This is a genomic window from Sulfitobacter sp. M05, assembly GCF_029285175.1.
Taxonomy (GTDB): domain Bacteria; phylum Pseudomonadota; class Alphaproteobacteria; order Rhodobacterales; family Rhodobacteraceae; genus Sulfitobacter.
Genome location: NZ_JABEDH010000001.1, coordinates 1,035,017 through 1,050,932 on the forward strand (window position 1 = coordinate 1,035,017; position 15,916 = coordinate 1,050,932).

Genomic DNA, 15,916 nt, shown 5'->3' on the forward strand with positions numbered 1-15,916 from the left:
CCGGTGGTACATGCCGGTTTCGACTTCGATTGAATAAGGCACCAGAGACAAAAAGCCCCGGATCATCTCCGGGGCTTTTTGCTATTCTGTGGTCTCGACGATCATTAATTCACGTTCCGAAGCACCGATAGCGTGCTTTAATGCCGATTGGTAGGCATCTGAATGATAACACTTTTCTGCGGTTTCAACATCAGGGAAGCGGGCCACTACATTGCGGGGGCGCTCTTTGCCTTCCAGCTGAACAAAACGTCCGCCGCGCGCAATAAATTCCCCACCATGTTCAGCAATCGCCACGGTCGCGCCGGCAGCGTATTTCTTATATGCCTCCTCGTCCGTCACCGTAACATGTGCAATCCAAAGTGCGCCCATGGTCTTATCCTTTCAAAATGGCAGTTGCTGCCGCGATGGCAGCATCCGCGTTTTCAGCGCTGGCACCGCCGCCCTGCGCCATATCGGGCCGACCACCGCCGCCCTTGCCACCCAGTTCAACAACCGCAGCTTTCAGCAGATCAACCGCTGAAACCTTATCGGTCAAATCTGCGGTTACACCAGCCGCAACAGCCGCCTTGCCACCGGTATCCGCAATCAACAACACAGCGCCAGATCCAAGGCTCGCCTTGAATTCATCGACCAGTGCCGGCAAATCCTTGCCGGTAACCCCTTGGAGAACCTGGGCTATGAATTTCACACCGGCAACCTCGACCGCTTCGGGTGCCGACGCCCCACCACCGGACATCGCCAATTCGCGGCGCAGTTGGGCCACCTCGTTGCTCAGGGATTTGCGCTCTTCCATTAGGGACTTCACCCGCTCTGGTACATCCGCGGCTGAGGTTTTCAATCCTTCGGCAATGCCAGCCAAGGCCGCCTGCTGTTCGCGCAGCCAATCCAGCGCCTCGGCACCGGTCAATGCCTCGATCCGGCGCACACCGGCACTGCTGGCACTGTCGCCAAGCAGAACAAAAGCCCCAATATCGCCGGTTTGGCGCACATGGGTGCCGCCGCAAAGCTCAAGTGAATAGGTATTTTTATCGGTACCTTTGCCCGAACCATCCTCGCGGCCCATGGATACCACGCGCACCTCGTCGCCATATTTTTCGCCAAACAGCGCCTGCGCGCCCAAGGCCCGCGCATCATCCGGTGTCATAATCCGGGTCTCTACTGCTGTATTCTGCCGGACGTAGTCGTTCACCTCACGTTCAACCTTGCGCAGCTCCTCAGCGCTTAACGCCTTGTTATGACTGAAATCAAACCGCAACCGGTCTGCCGCATTAAGCGAGCCGCGCTGTGCAACATGATCGCCAAGTGCCCCGCGCAGTGCTTCATGCAAAAGATGGGTGGCCGAGTGGTTGGCGCGAATGGTCGTGCGGCGGGCATGATCCACAGTCAAAACCGCCGCCTGCCCCTGTTTAACAGATCCTTCAGAAACCGTGCCGAAATGAATAAAAACATCCGCCGCTTTGCGGGTATCCGTGACAGTGATCACACCGCTGTCGGTGCGGATGCTGCCCGTGTCGCCAACCTGACCACCGGATTCAGCGTAAAATGGGGTTTGGTTCAGCGCGACCTGGACGCTATCGCCCTGTTTGGCGCTGTCTGCCAAACCGCCCTCTTTGACAACCCCAACAATCTGCCCCTCGGCGGTTTCCGTATCGTAACCAAGGAAATCAGTGACACCGTGTTTATCCGCCACATCAAACCAAACCGCCGCATCTGCCGCTTCACCCGAACCGGACCATGCTGCGCGCGCTTTGGCCTTTTGCTCGGCCATCGCCGCATCAAAACCGTCCGTATCCACGGCCAGGCCTTTTTCGCGCAGGGCATCCTGTGTCAGATCAAGCGGAAAACCAAATGTATCATAGAGCTTGAACGCCGCTTGTCCGGGCAGGTTTGCCCCCTCGGGCAGCCCCGAAACCTCATCTTCAAGCAAACGCAAACCGCGCTCAAGTGTCTGTTTAAACCGGGTTTCTTCCTGATGCAGCGTTTCAGTGATCAGGGATTGCGCCTGCCCCAATTCAGGATATGCCGCACCCATTTGGCTCACCAGCGACGGCACCAGCTTGTGCATCAACGGGTCCTGAACCCCCAGCAAATGCGCATGGCGCATCGCGCGGCGCATGATCCGGCGCAGAACATACCCGCGCCCGTCGTTTGACGGCATCACACCATCGGCAATCAGAAACGACGTCGAGCGCAGGTGATCCGCAATCACACGGTGATGGGTCTTGCCCGGACCGTCGGGATCGGTGCTTGACGCATCGGCTGACGCCTCAATCAGATTGCGCATCAAATCTGTACTGTAGTTGTCATTGGTGCCCTGCAACAGTGCCGCAACCCGCTCGATCCCCATGCCGGTATCAATCGATTGGTTCGGCAAATCCCGCCGCGTGCCATCCTCAAGCTGTTCGTACTGCATGAAAACGAGGTTCCAGATTTCAACAAACCGGTCGCCGTCTTCTTCCGGTGAACCGGGAGGGCCACCCCAGATGTGGTCCCCGTGATCATAGAAAATTTCTGTACAGGGGCCGCAAGGGCCGGTCGGGCCAGCAGACCAAAAATTGTCGTCGGTCGCGATGCGGATAATCCGGTCATCACTGAGGCCCGCGTGTTTCTTCCAGATTTCTACCGCCTCGTCATCAGTATGATAAACTGTGACCAGCAGTTTGTTGGCGTCGATGCCGAACCCTTTCGTCAGCAGGTCCCACGCCAGCGGAATCGCTTCGGATTTGAAGTAATCTCCGAAGCTGAAGTTTCCCAGCATCTCGAAAAACGTATGATGACGCGCGGTATAACCAACATTGTCCAGATCGTTGTGTTTGCCACCGGCGCGCACACATTTCTGCGCAGTTGCGGCGCGGGTGTAATCACGGGTTTCCACACCGGTAAACAGGTTCTTGAACTGAACCATGCCCGCCGCCGTAAACATCAATGTCGGATCATTGCGTGGCACCAGCGGGCTGGAGGGCACAACGGCATGCCCGTTCTTGTCAAAATAGGACAGGAAAGTGGAGCGGATTTCGTTCAAGGTCTTCATGGGCTGCCTTCCGGGGGGAACTACGGTCCGCCAGAAATAGCCCTGTGTGCATGGGGTGTCCACAGCCCAGAACGCGAAAAGAGGCAGCCGCAGCGGCATACCCCTTTTCCTGTCCTGCAAGTTTCAGGACAAATGATGATGCGCGCCGGTTCCGCGCATGGCGTCATGCCTCAAGAATATCGCCATCGTCCTTATTAGAAACGTCAAAATCCAACCCGTGGGCCGCACGGATTTTATCTTCGATGTCCATGGCCATGGCTTCATTGTCCTTGAGGAACTGCTTGGCGTTTTCACGGCCCTGCCCGATACGTTCATCCCCATAAGAGAACCACGAGCCGGATCTATCCACGACGCCAGCTTTGACCCCCAAATCCAGCAGCTCTCCCATCTTGGAGATGCCCTCGCCATACATGATGTCAAACTCGACCTGCTTGAACGGTGCTGCGACCTTGTTCTTGACGATCTTGACACGTGTAGCGTTGCCCACAACCTCGTCACGGTCCTTCAACGCGCCGATACGGCGGATATCCAATCGGACAGAAGAGTAGAATTTCAATGCGTTACCGCCCGTCGTCGTTTCCGGAGAACCGAACATAACGCCGATTTTCATCCTGATCTGGTTGATAAAAATAACCATACAGTTTGACCGCGCAATCGAGCCGGTCAGCTTGCGCATGGCCTGACTCATCAAACGGGCCTGCACCCCGACCGAACTGTCACCCATATCCCCCTCAAGTTCGGATTTGGGTGTCAGCGCCGCAACAGAGTCGACCACAACCATATTTACCGCACCGGAACGCACCAATGTATCGGTGATTTCCAACGCCTGTTCGCCGGTGTCCGGCTGCGAGATCAGCAATTCGTCGATGTCAATGCCCAGCTTTCTGGCATATTGCGGATCAAGCGCGTGTTCCGCATCGACAAAAGCACAAACACCACCGGCCTTTTGCTGTTCCGCAATACAATGCAGCGTCAGCGTTGTTTTACCCGAGGATTCCGGGCCGTAAATTTCGATGATCCGGCCCATCGGCAAACCGCCAATGCCCAATGCAATGTCCAGCCCCAAGGAGCCGGTCGAGCTGGCCTTGATGTCCTGCACGGCCCCTTCGGACCCCAGTTTCATGATCGAGCCTTTGCCGAATTGCCGTTCGATCTGCGCCAGCGCGCTATCAAGTGCCTTTTGCTTTTCAGCCGTTTTTTTATCTGTCATTGTCAAAAGATCTGCCGTTGCCATGTGCCTGTTCCCTTACTGTCATAGTGTGGTGGCATCGGCAATCATTCACCTTGCGCCATCATATGTTCTGCTAATGTTCTATATGGGTCTAAAACAAGAACACTTCAATATAAATCTTCCCACCCTATCTTTTTCCTCTTTGGTTAAAATGTGGTTTACATTAAACTTGTGAAGAGCAGTTTCTTTCTACAGAGGGCTTTAAATGCTTGTTTTTTATAAGGAACGCCTTGCGTTTCTTTCGGTCCCCAAAACCGGCACAACCGCCTATGAAAGCGCTTTGGCCGCGCGGGCGGATATGGTGATTTCCGATCCCCCGATGCTGAAACACGCCCCTGTTTATCGCTACAACCGCTTTATCCGGCCAATGTTCGAACGGGTCTGTGATGCCAAGCTGGAAGTTGTGGCGGTCATGCGCGAGCCGGTTTCCTGGCTGGGCAGCTGGTATCGATACCGCCAGCGCCCGTTTATGGCTGGAAAGCCCAACAGCACAGAAGGGGTCAGTTTTGACGATTTTGTACTGGCCTATATGAAGGGCAAGAAACCCGGCTTTGCGGATGTCGGCAGCCAGTTTCAATTCCTGAAGACACAACCGAATGGCACGGGTGTCGATCATTTGTTCCGCTACGAGGACCAGCCCAAGCTTCAGGCTTTTTTGCAAGATCGGCTAAAGGTCACGTTGTCGCTGAAACAAGAGAACGTCTCGCCACAGATGGCACTAAATCTGTCCCCCGGGATCGCCGGCCGGTTCCGCAAGAAATGCGCCGAGGAATTTGACCTTTATGCCTCAATCAACTGAGTTAATGCAGCTGATTCTGGACGGTTTCAGTCAGATCACTGAGTGAAAAAGGCTTGGGTAGGAAAACGGAATTGGGGATACGGGTCTGCTCTTCGCCGAAACTGTCCTCGGCGTAACCAGACACAAAAACCACAGGTACATCGGGCCGGATCTTCAATGCCTCACGCACCCAACTGGGGCCATCCATTCCGGGCATAACCACATCCGTGACGAAGACATCAACGCTAAGTGACTGATCCTCCAACGTTTTGAGGGCCGTTTCAGCAGAGTCTGCCTCCAACACCGTATACCCGCGCAACCTGAGCGCGCGGCTGGCAAAAGCCCGCACCGGTGCCTCGTCCTCGACCAGCAGGATAACCCCCTCTTCGCTTTGCTGCGGTTGTTGAACCAACGGCGCCGCCAGAGTTTTCGTTTTGACAGGGCGCGTGACATAGACAGGCAGATAGAGGGTAAAGGTGGTGCCACGATCAACCATGGAATCAACAAATATATATCCGTTGCTTTGTTTGATGATGCCATAGGCCGTCGACAGCCCCAAACCGGTCCCCTCGCCCGTCCGTTTGGTTGTGTAAAACGGTTCAAACACTTTTTGTAGTTTGTCAGGGGCTATCCCTGCACCATCGTCACTGACCTGCACCGTAACATACTGGCCTGGTGGAACCGAAGCGCGATCCCGCTCCAGCGGCTCCTTTAGCTCAAGCAGCTCTGTCGTGACGCGAATTTCGCCACCGGCCGGCATAGAGTCACGCGCATTGACCACAAGGTTCATAAGGACTTGTTCCAACTGCCGCTTATCCGCCCGCACCGGCTTCAGCACGGGATCGTGCTTCAGCGTCAACGTGACCTTTTCCCCAACAAGACGGTTCAAAAGATGTGTCAGATCCGCCAGCGTGTCGCGCATGTCGATGGTTTCAAGGCGCAGAGTTTGTTTGCGTGAAAAGGCCAGCAGCTGCCCCACCAGTGAGGCGGCGCGGTTGGCATTTTGGTTGATCTGGATCAGGTCCCCATAGTCAGGGTCACTTTGATCCCGGCGCAACAACAACAAATCGCAATGCCCTGATATCGCGGTCAACAAGTTGTTGAAATCATGCGCCACACCACCGGCAAGTTGCCCTATTGCCTGCATTTTCTGGCTCTGCACAAATTGCGCCTCAAGCGCCTTAAGCTCGGTCGCGTCATGCAGAACGGCAATCAACGACGGCGCCCCATCATTGACAATATGGCTTAGCACGACCTGAACAAATACCTCTTTGTCAGTCCGCTTGAGGCGCAGGAATTCGGACTTTTGCACCTTGCGATAGGCCAAGGTGTCGTTGATCCAATCGGTTATCGACCGCCCCAACCCTTCCATCAAACTGGAAAGATGCACATTATCTTCCAGCGCGACCCCGACCAACTTGGCGGCTGTCCGGTTAAACGACTGCACCTTACCATCCGGTGCAACCTTGATCAGCGGCACAGGAAGATCCTCAAAAGCATGCCAATCTTCTGCTTCGACCGCCTGTTCCGGGGCCGGCAACAGATACAACGCCCGCCGCCCGGCACCCGCGGGCACCTCGGCAACAAGGACCCGCTTCACCCCATCAGAGGTGGCAACCTCCGTGGGCAGTCCGGGCAGGACCGGCAAGGTATTGAACAGCCGGTCTAACCCCTTGATCCGGCTGCCAATCAATCGCCGTGCCGCGTCGTTCATGAACAACACCGCATCGGTGCGCCCAACCATCAACATTGGCAATTGCTGGCTATCCTGCGCGGCCCTTGGTGCAGCGCGTTCTATTACCTGATCAATACGCCAGACATAAGCATCCTCGGCCACCGAATGTACACACACCCGCAGATGGCCGGCGCGGGTAAAAACATCCTCCTGCGCCGCCCCATTGGCAACCGCGCGTGTTTGCAGCCGAAACAGGATGCTGCCGGGGTTGGCCACGGAAGTCTTCAGGATACCGGCAAGGGTGCTAAAGCCGTGGATATCAAACTGCTGTTGCGCGGCGGGGTTTGCCGACCGAATTTGTCCGTCCGCATTGACCACAAACGTCGGAGTGGCATCCTGCCGGATAAACCCTTTGATCACCGCCAGATCGGACGTCTTCTTGCGCGCAATCCGGCAAGAGTGAAACCAGACCATGGCCCCCAGAACCAGCAGCGTCACGGATGCCGCATAAATCCCGATCGCGATGAACCGGTGCGGCGCGGCCAACGCCAAGGCCGATAGCAACAGGCAAAGGGCCAATGTCCATCTGGCCTGACGCGCTGCCCCTTTCAGAGATATTGAAAGGTCAGGTCGTTGAGTGCGGGTATCGGGCAATGAATTCCCCCTAGCATGCGCGAATCGTCCCTTATTACGCGCAGGAAGGGTTAATCAGCCTTTAACTTTGTTCATGCAAACACGTTTTGATTGAAAATAAGCAAGATCACGCACGGATAAAGTGGGCCGCAAAAAATCCATCCCCTGTCGGGCCCACCGCAAAACGCTGTTGATAGGTGCAGCGCCAACCGGCATGGCGTTCAAGGAACGCAGCAAGCCGGTCTTCGTTTTCTGCGGTCAGAACCGAACAAGTGGCATAGGCCAAGGTACCATTTTCGCCCACCAACCCTGCCGCATCATCCAGAATCTTATCCTGAATCTCGGTCAGCTCGGCTAGTCGGGTTGCTGTGAGGGTCCACTTTCCCTCTGCCGCCCGCCGCCACGCCCCAGACCCTGAACAAGGCGCGTCGCACAAGACCACATCAAAGGGTGCCGACCCTTGCAGCGCTTCCGTGTCCAGTTGACCAACTTGCACTCCTGCCCGTTCCGCCCGGGCTGTCAAATCTGCCATTCGGCGTGAATCAATATCATGCGCCCAAACCGCGCGACCGTTCTGTGCCGCAGCGGCCAGCGCCTTTCCCCCACCACCAGCACAGTAATCCAGCAGTTTTGCCCCTGACGGCAGCGCCGAAACAACCGCCTGACTTGCTGCATCCTGCAACTCGACCAGCCCCTCAGCATATGCCGCGGAATTTCGGATTTTTCGCGCGCCCTCGGTAACGGTCAGCGCAGTAGCGCAGGCCGCGTTTTCCTGGGTGGCAATCCCTTCCTCGGCAAGCTGCGACATCGCCGCGGAACGCGTTGTTTTTGCGAGGTTTACGCGCAAGAATACCGGTGCGCGCTCCTGCAACGCCAAGGCGGTTGGCCCTGCCGCCTCGCCCAATGATGTCTGGAACGAGGGGATCACCCAATCGGGCAAGTTCCACAAGGTTGCCGTATCCTCGGGCGGTGTCGGCTCCTCAAGCTCGGGCGCACTCAAAGGCTGCGGCGCATGACCAATCCCCGAAAACAAGGCTTCAAGGTCAGCGCCCTGTTGGCGCAGAATCCCGATCAACAGAGCGCGCGGCGTCTCGCCCTTGCCGAAATGCGCCGCAGTGCGCTTGCACCTTAGCACATCAAACACGTGATCACGGATCGCGGCACGGTCTTTGGAACCAGCGAACCGGCTGCGTCTGGCCCAGCGGGTCAGTGCCTGTTCAGCCGCCAACCCTTCAGACATGTCATGCAAAACCTCAATGGCCGCAGCCACCCTTGCGCCTGGCGTCATACTTCACCTATCAGGTTAACAAAGCAATGTAGGATACTGAAATAAAACACTATCCAATTCGGTAGTTCGGGCTTTCCCGGGTGATCTGCACATCATGCACATGGCTTTCCTTAAGCCCCGCACCGGTGATCCTAACGAAGTTACAGTTCTTGCGCATCTCTGGAACGGTTGCACAACCGGTGTACCCCATGGCCGCGCGCAACCCGCCTACCAACTGATGCACCACTGCGCCGGCGCTGCCTTTATATGGCACCTGACCCTCAATGCCTTCCGGCACCAGTTTGTCACTTGCGGCATCCTTCTGGAAATAACGGTCTGCCGATCCCCGCGCCATCGCGCCCAGTGATCCCATCCCACGATAGCTTTTGAAGCTGCGGCCCTGATAGAGGATCACCTCGCCGGGGGACTCATCCGTGCCCGCGATCATCGAGCCGACCATGGCGCAAGACGCACCCGCCGCAATCGCTTTGGCAAAATCACCGGAAAACTTGATACCGCCGTCTGCAATGACCGGAATGTCACCCGCCGCTGTTGCACAATCCATAATCGCCGTGAGCTGGGGCACACCAACGCCCGCCACCATGCGCGTGGTACAGATAGAACCGGGGCCAATACCAACTTTGATGGCATCTGCGCCTGCGTCAATCAACGCCCGTGTCGCTTCGCCTGTGGCAACGTTGCCCGCGACGACTTGAATCTCGTTGCTCAAGGCCTTTGCGCGGGTCACCGCATGGGCGACTCCTTCGGAATGGCCATGGGCCGTATCGATAACAATCATGTCCACGCCCGCCTCAACCAGCGCCTGCGAGCGTTCGAAACCCGCATCTCCCACCGTGGTCGCAGCAGCCACACGCAACCGGCCCAGATCATCCTTGCAGGCGGTCGGGTTCAGCACTGATTGTTCGCTGTCCTTAAGGGTCAACAGGCCCGTCAGCACCCCTTGTCCATCGGTCACCAGCAGTTTTTCGATGCGGCGTGCCTTCATCAGGCTAAGCGCTTCACCGCGGTCAGCGGGTTCCGTCAGCATCGCAAGGTTTTCGTTTGTCATCATATGCTTGACAGGTGTTTCATCATCACTGGCGAAACGCATATCGCGGTTGGTTACAATGCCAAGCACCCGCCCCTGATCATCCACGACCGGAAAGCCCGAGACGTTATAACGCGCCTGCAAGGCCTTGGCATCTGCCAGCGTCTGATCTGGTGTCAGGGTGATCGGGTTATAAACAATCCCGCTCTCAAAGCGCTTTACACGGCGCACTTCGCGGGCCTGTTCTTCCACCGTCAGGTTACGGTGCACAACGCCCATGCCGCCGGCCTGCGCCATAGCAATCGCCATCCGTCCTTCGGTTACGGTATCCATGGCAGAGCTGAGCAAAGGAATGTTTAGCGCGATGGATTTGGTCACATGTGTTCGGGTGTCCGCCGTGGATGGCAGCACCGAAGATGCCCCCGGCACCAGCAACACATCATCAAAGGTAAAGGCCTCGCGAATTTCCATTTTGCACCTCTGGCTTATGGCTTCATTTGGCAATTTCCTATTTCACGGTCTGGGGCTGATGAAAAGGGCGATTTGAGCGCCGGACTTGTATTGATCCATGGTTTGCGGAAAGCTGCCTGTAACAAGGAGCGAATAATGGCAGATCACGGGTATAATGCGGGGCGGTTAAACCTGCCGTTTGTGGGGATTTCGACTTTTGGCAAACGCCCCTATCAGCCGGATTGGGCGGCGCTGGACGCCGATGTTGCAATCCTTGGCGCGCCCTTTGATGCGGGAACCCAGTTTCGCGCCGGCGCTCGGTTTGGTCCGCGCGGCGTGCGCGAGGCCTCCACCTTGTTCAGCTTTGGCCACGCCGGTGCTTATGATCATGAGGATGACGTGACCTACCTGCCGGGCGATGTGAACATCGTTGATATGGGCGATGCGGACATTGTGCATACCGATACAGAGGCGAGCCATGCCAATATCGAAGCCGGGGTGCGCGCCATACTGGATGCCGGGGCCTTGCCGGTGGTGATTGGCGGCGACCATTCGGTCAATATTCCCTGCATCCGCGCCTTTGACGATCAGGGCGACATTCATGTGCTGCAAATTGACGCCCATCTGGACTTTGTCGATGTGCGCCATGGGGTACGCCATGGTCACGGAAACCCGATGCGCCGGGCCGCCGAGCGCGAATATGTCACTGGCTTGACGCAAGTGGGTATTCGCAATGTCAGCTCGACCGCAAAAGAAGGCTATGAGGACGCCCGCGCCATGGGGTCAGACATCATTTCAGTCCGCCAGACCCGTGCAATGGGCGTGCGCGGTGTGCTGGCCCATGTGCCGATCGGGGCGCGGCTGTATGTGACCATTGATATTGATGCGTTTTGCCCGTCAATCGCACCGGGGACCGGCACGCCATCGCACGGCGGGTTCCTCTATTACGAGGTTGTTGAACTGTTGCAGGCAGCCGCTGAACGCCACGAGATTGTCGGCATTGATCTGGTGGAAGTGGCACCGGATTATGATCCATCCGGCTCGACCTCGATTCTCGCGGCGCAGGTTCTGTTGAATTTTCTGGGGTTTATCTTTCACGCCCGCAGCCAATTGTAGCCCCAAAAGGCGCAGCAAAGCTGCACGCGATTTTCAGGGGCTCTGCCCCATCGATCAAAGATCGATTCCCCGCAGTATTTACGGCCAAAAAGAGGAAGAAGGCGGCTCAACATCTATACAGGTGACGCCCCTGTTGTGTTTTTTGCCGCGGATCGGCTTTCGCCTGCGCATGATCACGGTATGCTGGCGCAAAACACCCTTGGGAAATAGCGCAATGAGCAGTGATCCACTTGTTATCTTTACCCCTTCCGGAAAGCGCGGGCATTTCCCGACCGGCACACCAATTCTGACCGCCGCACGCCAGTTGGGTGTTGATTTGGATTCGGTCTGCGGTGGGCGCGGCATTTGTTCAAAGTGCCAGATCACGCCAAGCTACGGCGAGTTCTCCAAACATGGGGTCACCGTTCAGGAGGATGCCCTGTCCGAATGGAATGCCGTCGAGCAGCGTTATCAGGACAAGCGCGGGCTGATTTCTGGGCGGCGGTTGGGCTGTCAGGCCACGGTACAAGGGGACATCGTCATCGACGTACCGCCGGAAAGCCAGGTCCACAAACAAGTCGTGCGCAAACGCGCAGAGGCCCGCGACATTGTGTTGAATCCTTCAACCAAGCTGTTTTACGTCGAGGTTGCCGAACCTGATATGCATGATCCGTCAGGCGATCTGGAAAGGCTGCGCATGGCCTTGAACGACCAGTGGGAGATCGACAATGTCACCGTCGATTTGCACATCCTGCAAAAGATGCAGCCGATTCTGCGTAAAGGCGGATGGAAAGTAACCGTGGCGATCCATTTGGGGGATGACGAAAACCCGAACCGGATCATGCACATCTGGCCGGGATATTACGAGGGGACGGTCTACGGGCTTGCGGTTGACCTGGGGTCCACCACCATTGCGGCCCATCTATGTGATCTGGCGACAGGCGAAGTAGTGGCCTCATCCGGTGTGATGAACCCGCAGATCCGTTTTGGCGAGGACCTGATGAGCCGCGTCAGCTATGCGATGATGAACACCACAGGTGCCGACGAGATGACCACCGCCGTGCGTGAAGGCATGAACGGGCTGTTCAGCCAAATCGCTTCGGAGGCCGAGATCGACAAACAATTGATTGTGGACGTGGTGTTTGTCTGCAACCCGGTGATGCATCATCTGTTTCTGGGCATTGATCCTTTCGAATTGGGTCAGGCCCCATTTGCATTGGCCACTTCGGATGAACTGCGTCTGCGGGCCTGTGATCTGGAGCTGAATATCCACCCTTCTGCCCATGTGTACCTATTGCCCTGTATTGCGGGCCATGTGGGGGCAGACGCCGCTGCGGTTGCCCTGTCAGAAGCACCGGATAAATCCGAGGACCTTGTGTTGGTGGTGGATGTCGGCACCAATGCTGAAATTCTTCTGGGCAACACGGATAAGGTGCTGGCCTGTTCCTCCCCGACTGGCCCTGCCTTTGAAGGAGCGCAAATCAGCTCTGGCCAACGCGCCGCCCCTGGGGCCATTGAACGGGTCGAGATTGATCCGGCAACCAAAGCGCCGCGTTTCAAGGTGATCGGCAGTGATCTGTGGTCCGATGATCCCGCTTTCGAGGCCGCAATTGCCACCACAGGCGTTACTGGCATCTGTGGCTCCGGCATTATCGAGATGGTAGCGGAGATGCGCATCCATGGGATTGTCGATGCCCCCGGTCTGATCGGCACCGCAGCGCAAACCGGATCGAGCAGTGTCTTTGCTGACGGGCGCACAAACTCCTATCTGGTCTATGACGGCACGGACAAAGGCGGCCCCAAGATCACCGTCACCAACCGTGACATCCGTGAAATCCAGATGGCCAAGGCGGCGCTCTATTCCGGTGCGCGTCTGCTGATGGACAAATTTGGCGTTGATAAGGTGGACCGTGTCGTTCTTGCCGGTGCGTTTGGCGCGCATATCAGTACCAAACACGCCATGGTGCTGGGGATGATCCCCGATTGTCCGCTGGACAAGGTGACATCGGCGGGCAACGCCGCCGGCACCGGCGCGCGGATTGCTTTGCTGAATACCGAAGCCCGCAGCGAGATTGAACAAACTGTGCGTGCAATCCATAAGATCGAGACCGCAATTGAGCCACGTTTTCAGGAGCATTTTGTCAATGCCTCGGCGATACCAAATGCGGTGGAACCCTTCCCAATCCTGAACAGTATTGTCACCTTGCCAAGCGAAACGTTCAACACCGGCGGAGACAGTGGCGAAGGGCGCGGCGGCGGTCGGCGTAGACGCCGCAGCTGACCCGGGGCGCAGCCGAAACGAGGGGCGACTGGCACGGGGGCGACTGGCACAGGGGCGACTGGCACAGGGGCGACTGGCTCTGGGCACGCCCTGCTTGTCGGGGCGATAACCGATTCCCGTAGGCCCGAATTTTGAGCCTAGAACCGGCGGGAAAGGTCGATTGCACAGGCGCGGGTTCTGGCCTCGAACAAGGCGACATTCGATGACGTCTTGCCCATTCGGCAGGTCAGTTTGGGCACAACACCGCGATAGCTGAACTTGCTGTTGAATACAGTCACAGAGACATCAGCAAAGCTGTCCCGGCGGGCAAATCCCAGCAAACTGTTGAACCTGCGTTTGCCGAGGTTGGCCTGCCCGCTTACTTCAATGCCGTTGCGCAGTGCCTTGCTTGCACGCAGCGTCGCGGCAATGCTGGTATAGCGCTGCACCACTGCGCGGGCGTTAGCGCGTTCCACCTGCACTCCGAACCGAAATGCAAGGGCCGGACGGGGTGTCAACAGATACCCCGCATCCAGCAGCACGCGCCGCCCATCCGCACCATTTACCCCCACGACATCAAGGTCGGATAGCTGTAACCGCCCGTCGATCCGCCGACGCCGATCAATATCATAAGAACCGAAAAAGCTGACGCCGGTACGGGTATAATCACCTGTTGCGCGTTGGCTGGACAGGTGAAACCCGCGCAGCCCGACCTCTGCCCGTGGAAAAAACCGTGAATAGGTCAGGCCAAGTTCCAGATCATTTTGCGGGGCCAGTTGGGTCGAGAAAAACTCCCGTTCGGCACGCCAGTCCAAGACCACAAGGTCACGCGGTGACAGGGTTGTGCGGGCATATCCTTTGAGGCCGATCCGGCTGCTCCATCCGGAAATCCGCCGGTTTGACGGATCAATGATACCGGTCCCCAAGACATGGTTCTCCAGTGTCTTGTTGTCGGTACCCTGATTAATGTTGTCAGAAGGGGTAAAACCGAAAATCAGGCTGACACCAAAGGGGCGTTCCGCGACGATCCGATTCAGAACACTCCGGTAAAGAGTGTTGAGCCCGGGGTCGCGGTTGCGCTCGGCGAGAATCTCAAACTGATATTGGGCAGCCGCCATCTGACGGTCTAGAATAAGGGTATACCCCAGCTCTTCGCGCAGCGCCACATCGTCGGGTCGCGCCCGAAGACCGGCCCGCAGTATTTTGATCGCGCCCGAATACTCACCCGCTGCACGTAATGCGCGCGCCTGCCCCAGAACGCCATGAGCTTCTAACTGCAAAACAGGGGCACCCTGCGCAACTCTCGCACCCTCAGAGGCGCGGGAGGGCCAGGCTGGCAGCGACAAGCAAACAACAAGGCAGAAACCCAGCCATCTGTTTGCGCCTCTTCCTGTGGCGTGCCTCAATTCGCCTCACCGACCAATCCGCCTGCAACTGCCGTGTTGCTGTCCGTGCCATGGAACGTTGCAATCACGCCGGTGCTGCCAATGCGCCCGTCCAGCGTGGTATTCATCCGACCACTAAGCGTTTTTGTTCCCAGAAAGCCGCCTCTGACGTTGTAATCCACCCGTGCAGTCCCCGAGACTTCCTGACCGCTGATCTGGCCATTCACCCGCAGGTCCGAAGATGACCCGGTCAGCGTTCCAGCGCTGTAATCCGCGGTCAAGGTTGTACGGCCATTAAACCGGCGCGTCCCCTGGTCCGCGTTGATGAAATTGTCCGTACGGTTGGTGTTATCAAGGACGATATAGTTATATCGGGTGTTGTAAGTCACCCTGCCCTCTGTGACGGGGGCACCGACCTCTGGATTATCGGCAATCCCGGCCACGGCGACAACCTGCCCCTTGCGATCGTTGATCCCAGTTGCAAATGCGACAAGCCCAACGCGCGCATTTGAAACGGACAAATTCGATTCTTTCTCTAGTGAGACATTCACGCGCCCGTCAGAAACGCTTTCCACACCGCTCGCGGTAATGCTGCTAGAGCGTCCACCGGCCCCACATGCCGACATCAGGGTAACGGACGAAAGCACGACCACCAGAAAAATTGGGTGTTTGAAACGAATAGTAAATGACATAGGTGTTTCCCCGCTTGGGCTGGCTTCTTAAGATAACAAAATATCGGTATTCCAGCACAGCAGAATGAACAACCCACAATAGAATAATACCACGAGATTCGCGTGAAATTTCGTCACGTTTCAACTGCCGGGGTTCGCTTGACCACACCGGCAAGATACCATATCTGAATTGGCAAGCGGGTATGGTGAAAAGGTATCACGGCAGCTTCCCAAGCTTTAGTTACGAGTTCGATTCTCGTTACCCGCTCCACTTCTAAACAAATGATCCTTCCTGACCGAATGGTGCCGCCATAACTGTGCCAAAATACATGCCGGTCTATTGCAAAACCGGGTGTGAACCGCAGTTCTTTTGCCCTAGAGCGTCCCGCCTT

The 15,916-nt window shown here is 56.9% G+C and carries 11 protein-coding genes and 1 tRNA gene; 4 read left to right on the top strand and 8 right to left on the bottom strand.

The window, feature by feature from the left end; translation table 11 throughout:
* Positions 1 to 81 precede the first annotated feature (81 nt).
* The 3 genes from HKX44_RS05245 to recA all read right to left on the bottom strand — a co-directional run bounded on the left by HKX44_RS05245 (position 82) and on the right by recA (position 4,265).
* Positions 82 to 369 (bottom strand): DUF1330 domain-containing protein, encoded by a 288-nt coding sequence (locus HKX44_RS05245; RefSeq protein WP_276150232.1) that lies wholly within the window; start codon positions 367 to 369, stop codon positions 82 to 84.
* Positions 370 to 373: 4 nt separating this feature from the next.
* Entirely contained in the window at positions 374 to 3,031 is a 2,658-nt protein-coding gene (gene alaS, locus HKX44_RS05250) for an alanine--tRNA ligase (RefSeq protein ID WP_276150233.1), read from the bottom strand.
* Between the two features lie 163 nt (positions 3,032 to 3,194).
* Positions 3,195 to 4,265 carry a recombinase RecA gene (recA, locus tag HKX44_RS05255; protein WP_276150234.1) on the bottom strand — a complete coding sequence of 357 codons (1,071 nt, stop codon included), beginning with the start codon at positions 4,263 to 4,265 and terminating at the stop codon, positions 3,195 to 3,197.
* A gap of 202 nt (positions 4,266 to 4,467) precedes the next feature.
* Here recA and HKX44_RS05260 point away from each other — a divergent pair, with 202 nt between their 5' ends.
* Complete coding sequence (locus tag HKX44_RS05260) at positions 4,468 to 5,061, top strand: gamma-glutamyl kinase (RefSeq protein WP_276150235.1); 594 nt, start codon at positions 4,468 to 4,470, stop codon at positions 5,059 to 5,061.
* Position 5,062: 1 nt separating this feature from the next.
* Here HKX44_RS05260 and HKX44_RS05265 read toward each other — a convergent pair whose 3' ends face one another.
* The 3 genes from HKX44_RS05265 to guaB all read right to left on the bottom strand — a co-directional run bounded on the left by HKX44_RS05265 (position 5,063) and on the right by guaB (position 10,134).
* Positions 5,063 to 7,369 (bottom strand): ATP-binding protein, encoded by a 2,307-nt coding sequence (locus HKX44_RS05265; protein WP_276150236.1) that lies wholly within the window; start codon positions 7,367 to 7,369, stop codon positions 5,063 to 5,065.
* 106 nt (positions 7,370 to 7,475) lie between these two features.
* Complete coding sequence (locus tag HKX44_RS05270) at positions 7,476 to 8,618, bottom strand: RsmB/NOP family class I SAM-dependent RNA methyltransferase (protein ID WP_346348166.1); 1,143 nt, start codon at positions 8,616 to 8,618, stop codon at positions 7,476 to 7,478.
* Between the two features lie 67 nt (positions 8,619 to 8,685).
* Positions 8,686 to 10,134 carry an IMP dehydrogenase gene (gene guaB / locus HKX44_RS05275; protein WP_276150238.1) on the bottom strand — a complete coding sequence of 483 codons (1,449 nt, stop codon included), beginning with the start codon at positions 10,132 to 10,134 and terminating at the stop codon, positions 8,686 to 8,688.
* A 135-nt stretch (positions 10,135 to 10,269) separates the two neighbouring features.
* On the opposite strand from guaB, the gene speB reads away from it, so the two are divergent.
* Both speB and HKX44_RS05285 read left to right on the top strand, forming a co-directional pair.
* Positions 10,270 to 11,229 (top strand): agmatinase, encoded by a 960-nt coding sequence (gene speB, locus HKX44_RS05280; protein WP_276150239.1) that lies wholly within the window; start codon positions 10,270 to 10,272, stop codon positions 11,227 to 11,229.
* 214 nt (positions 11,230 to 11,443) lie between these two features.
* A complete protein-coding gene (locus tag HKX44_RS05285) occupies positions 11,444 to 13,489 on the top strand; it encodes an ASKHA domain-containing protein (protein ID WP_276150240.1) in 2,046 nt (681 codons plus the stop codon).
* Positions 13,490 to 13,626: 137 nt separating this feature from the next.
* Here the strand turns inward: HKX44_RS05285 and HKX44_RS05290 are convergent, their stop codons facing one another.
* The gene (locus HKX44_RS05290; RefSeq protein ID WP_276150241.1) at positions 13,627 to 14,748 is read right to left on the bottom strand and encodes a surface lipoprotein assembly modifier; all 1,122 of its coding nucleotides are present in this window, start codon (positions 14,746 to 14,748) and stop codon (positions 13,627 to 13,629) included.
* 122 nt (positions 14,749 to 14,870) lie between these two features.
* A complete protein-coding gene (locus tag HKX44_RS05295) occupies positions 14,871 to 15,545 on the bottom strand; it encodes a hypothetical protein (protein ID WP_276150242.1) in 675 nt (224 codons plus the stop codon).
* Between the two features lie 176 nt (positions 15,546 to 15,721).
* Here HKX44_RS05295 and HKX44_RS05300 point away from each other — a divergent pair.
* Positions 15,722 to 15,795, top strand: a tRNA-Gly gene (locus HKX44_RS05300).
* Positions 15,796 to 15,916: the final 121 nt, after the last annotated feature.

What these genes read in the sequence shown, in the direction of transcription:
- HKX44_RS05245 (WP_276150232.1), bottom strand. Translation starts at nt 369, where the DNA reads ATGGGCGCACTTTGGATTGCACATGTTACGGTGACGGACGAGGAGGCA.
- alaS (WP_276150233.1), bottom strand. Translation starts at nt 3,031, where the DNA reads ATGAAGACCTTGAACGAAATCCGCTCCACTTTCCTGTCCTATTTTGAC.
- recA (WP_276150234.1), bottom strand. Translation starts at nt 4,265, where the DNA reads ATGGCAACGGCAGATCTTTTGACAATGACAGATAAAAAAACGGCTGAA.
- HKX44_RS05260 (WP_276150235.1), top strand. Translation starts at nt 4,468, where the DNA reads ATGCTTGTTTTTTATAAGGAACGCCTTGCGTTTCTTTCGGTCCCCAAA.
- guaB (WP_276150238.1), bottom strand. Translation starts at nt 10,134, where the DNA reads ATGGAAATTCGCGAGGCCTTTACCTTTGATGATGTGTTGCTGGTGCCG.
- speB (WP_276150239.1), top strand. Translation starts at nt 10,270, where the DNA reads ATGGCAGATCACGGGTATAATGCGGGGCGGTTAAACCTGCCGTTTGTG.
- HKX44_RS05285 (WP_276150240.1), top strand. Translation starts at nt 11,444, where the DNA reads ATGAGCAGTGATCCACTTGTTATCTTTACCCCTTCCGGAAAGCGCGGG.
- HKX44_RS05295 (WP_276150242.1), bottom strand. Translation starts at nt 15,545, where the DNA reads ATGTCATTTACTATTCGTTTCAAACACCCAATTTTTCTGGTGGTCGTG.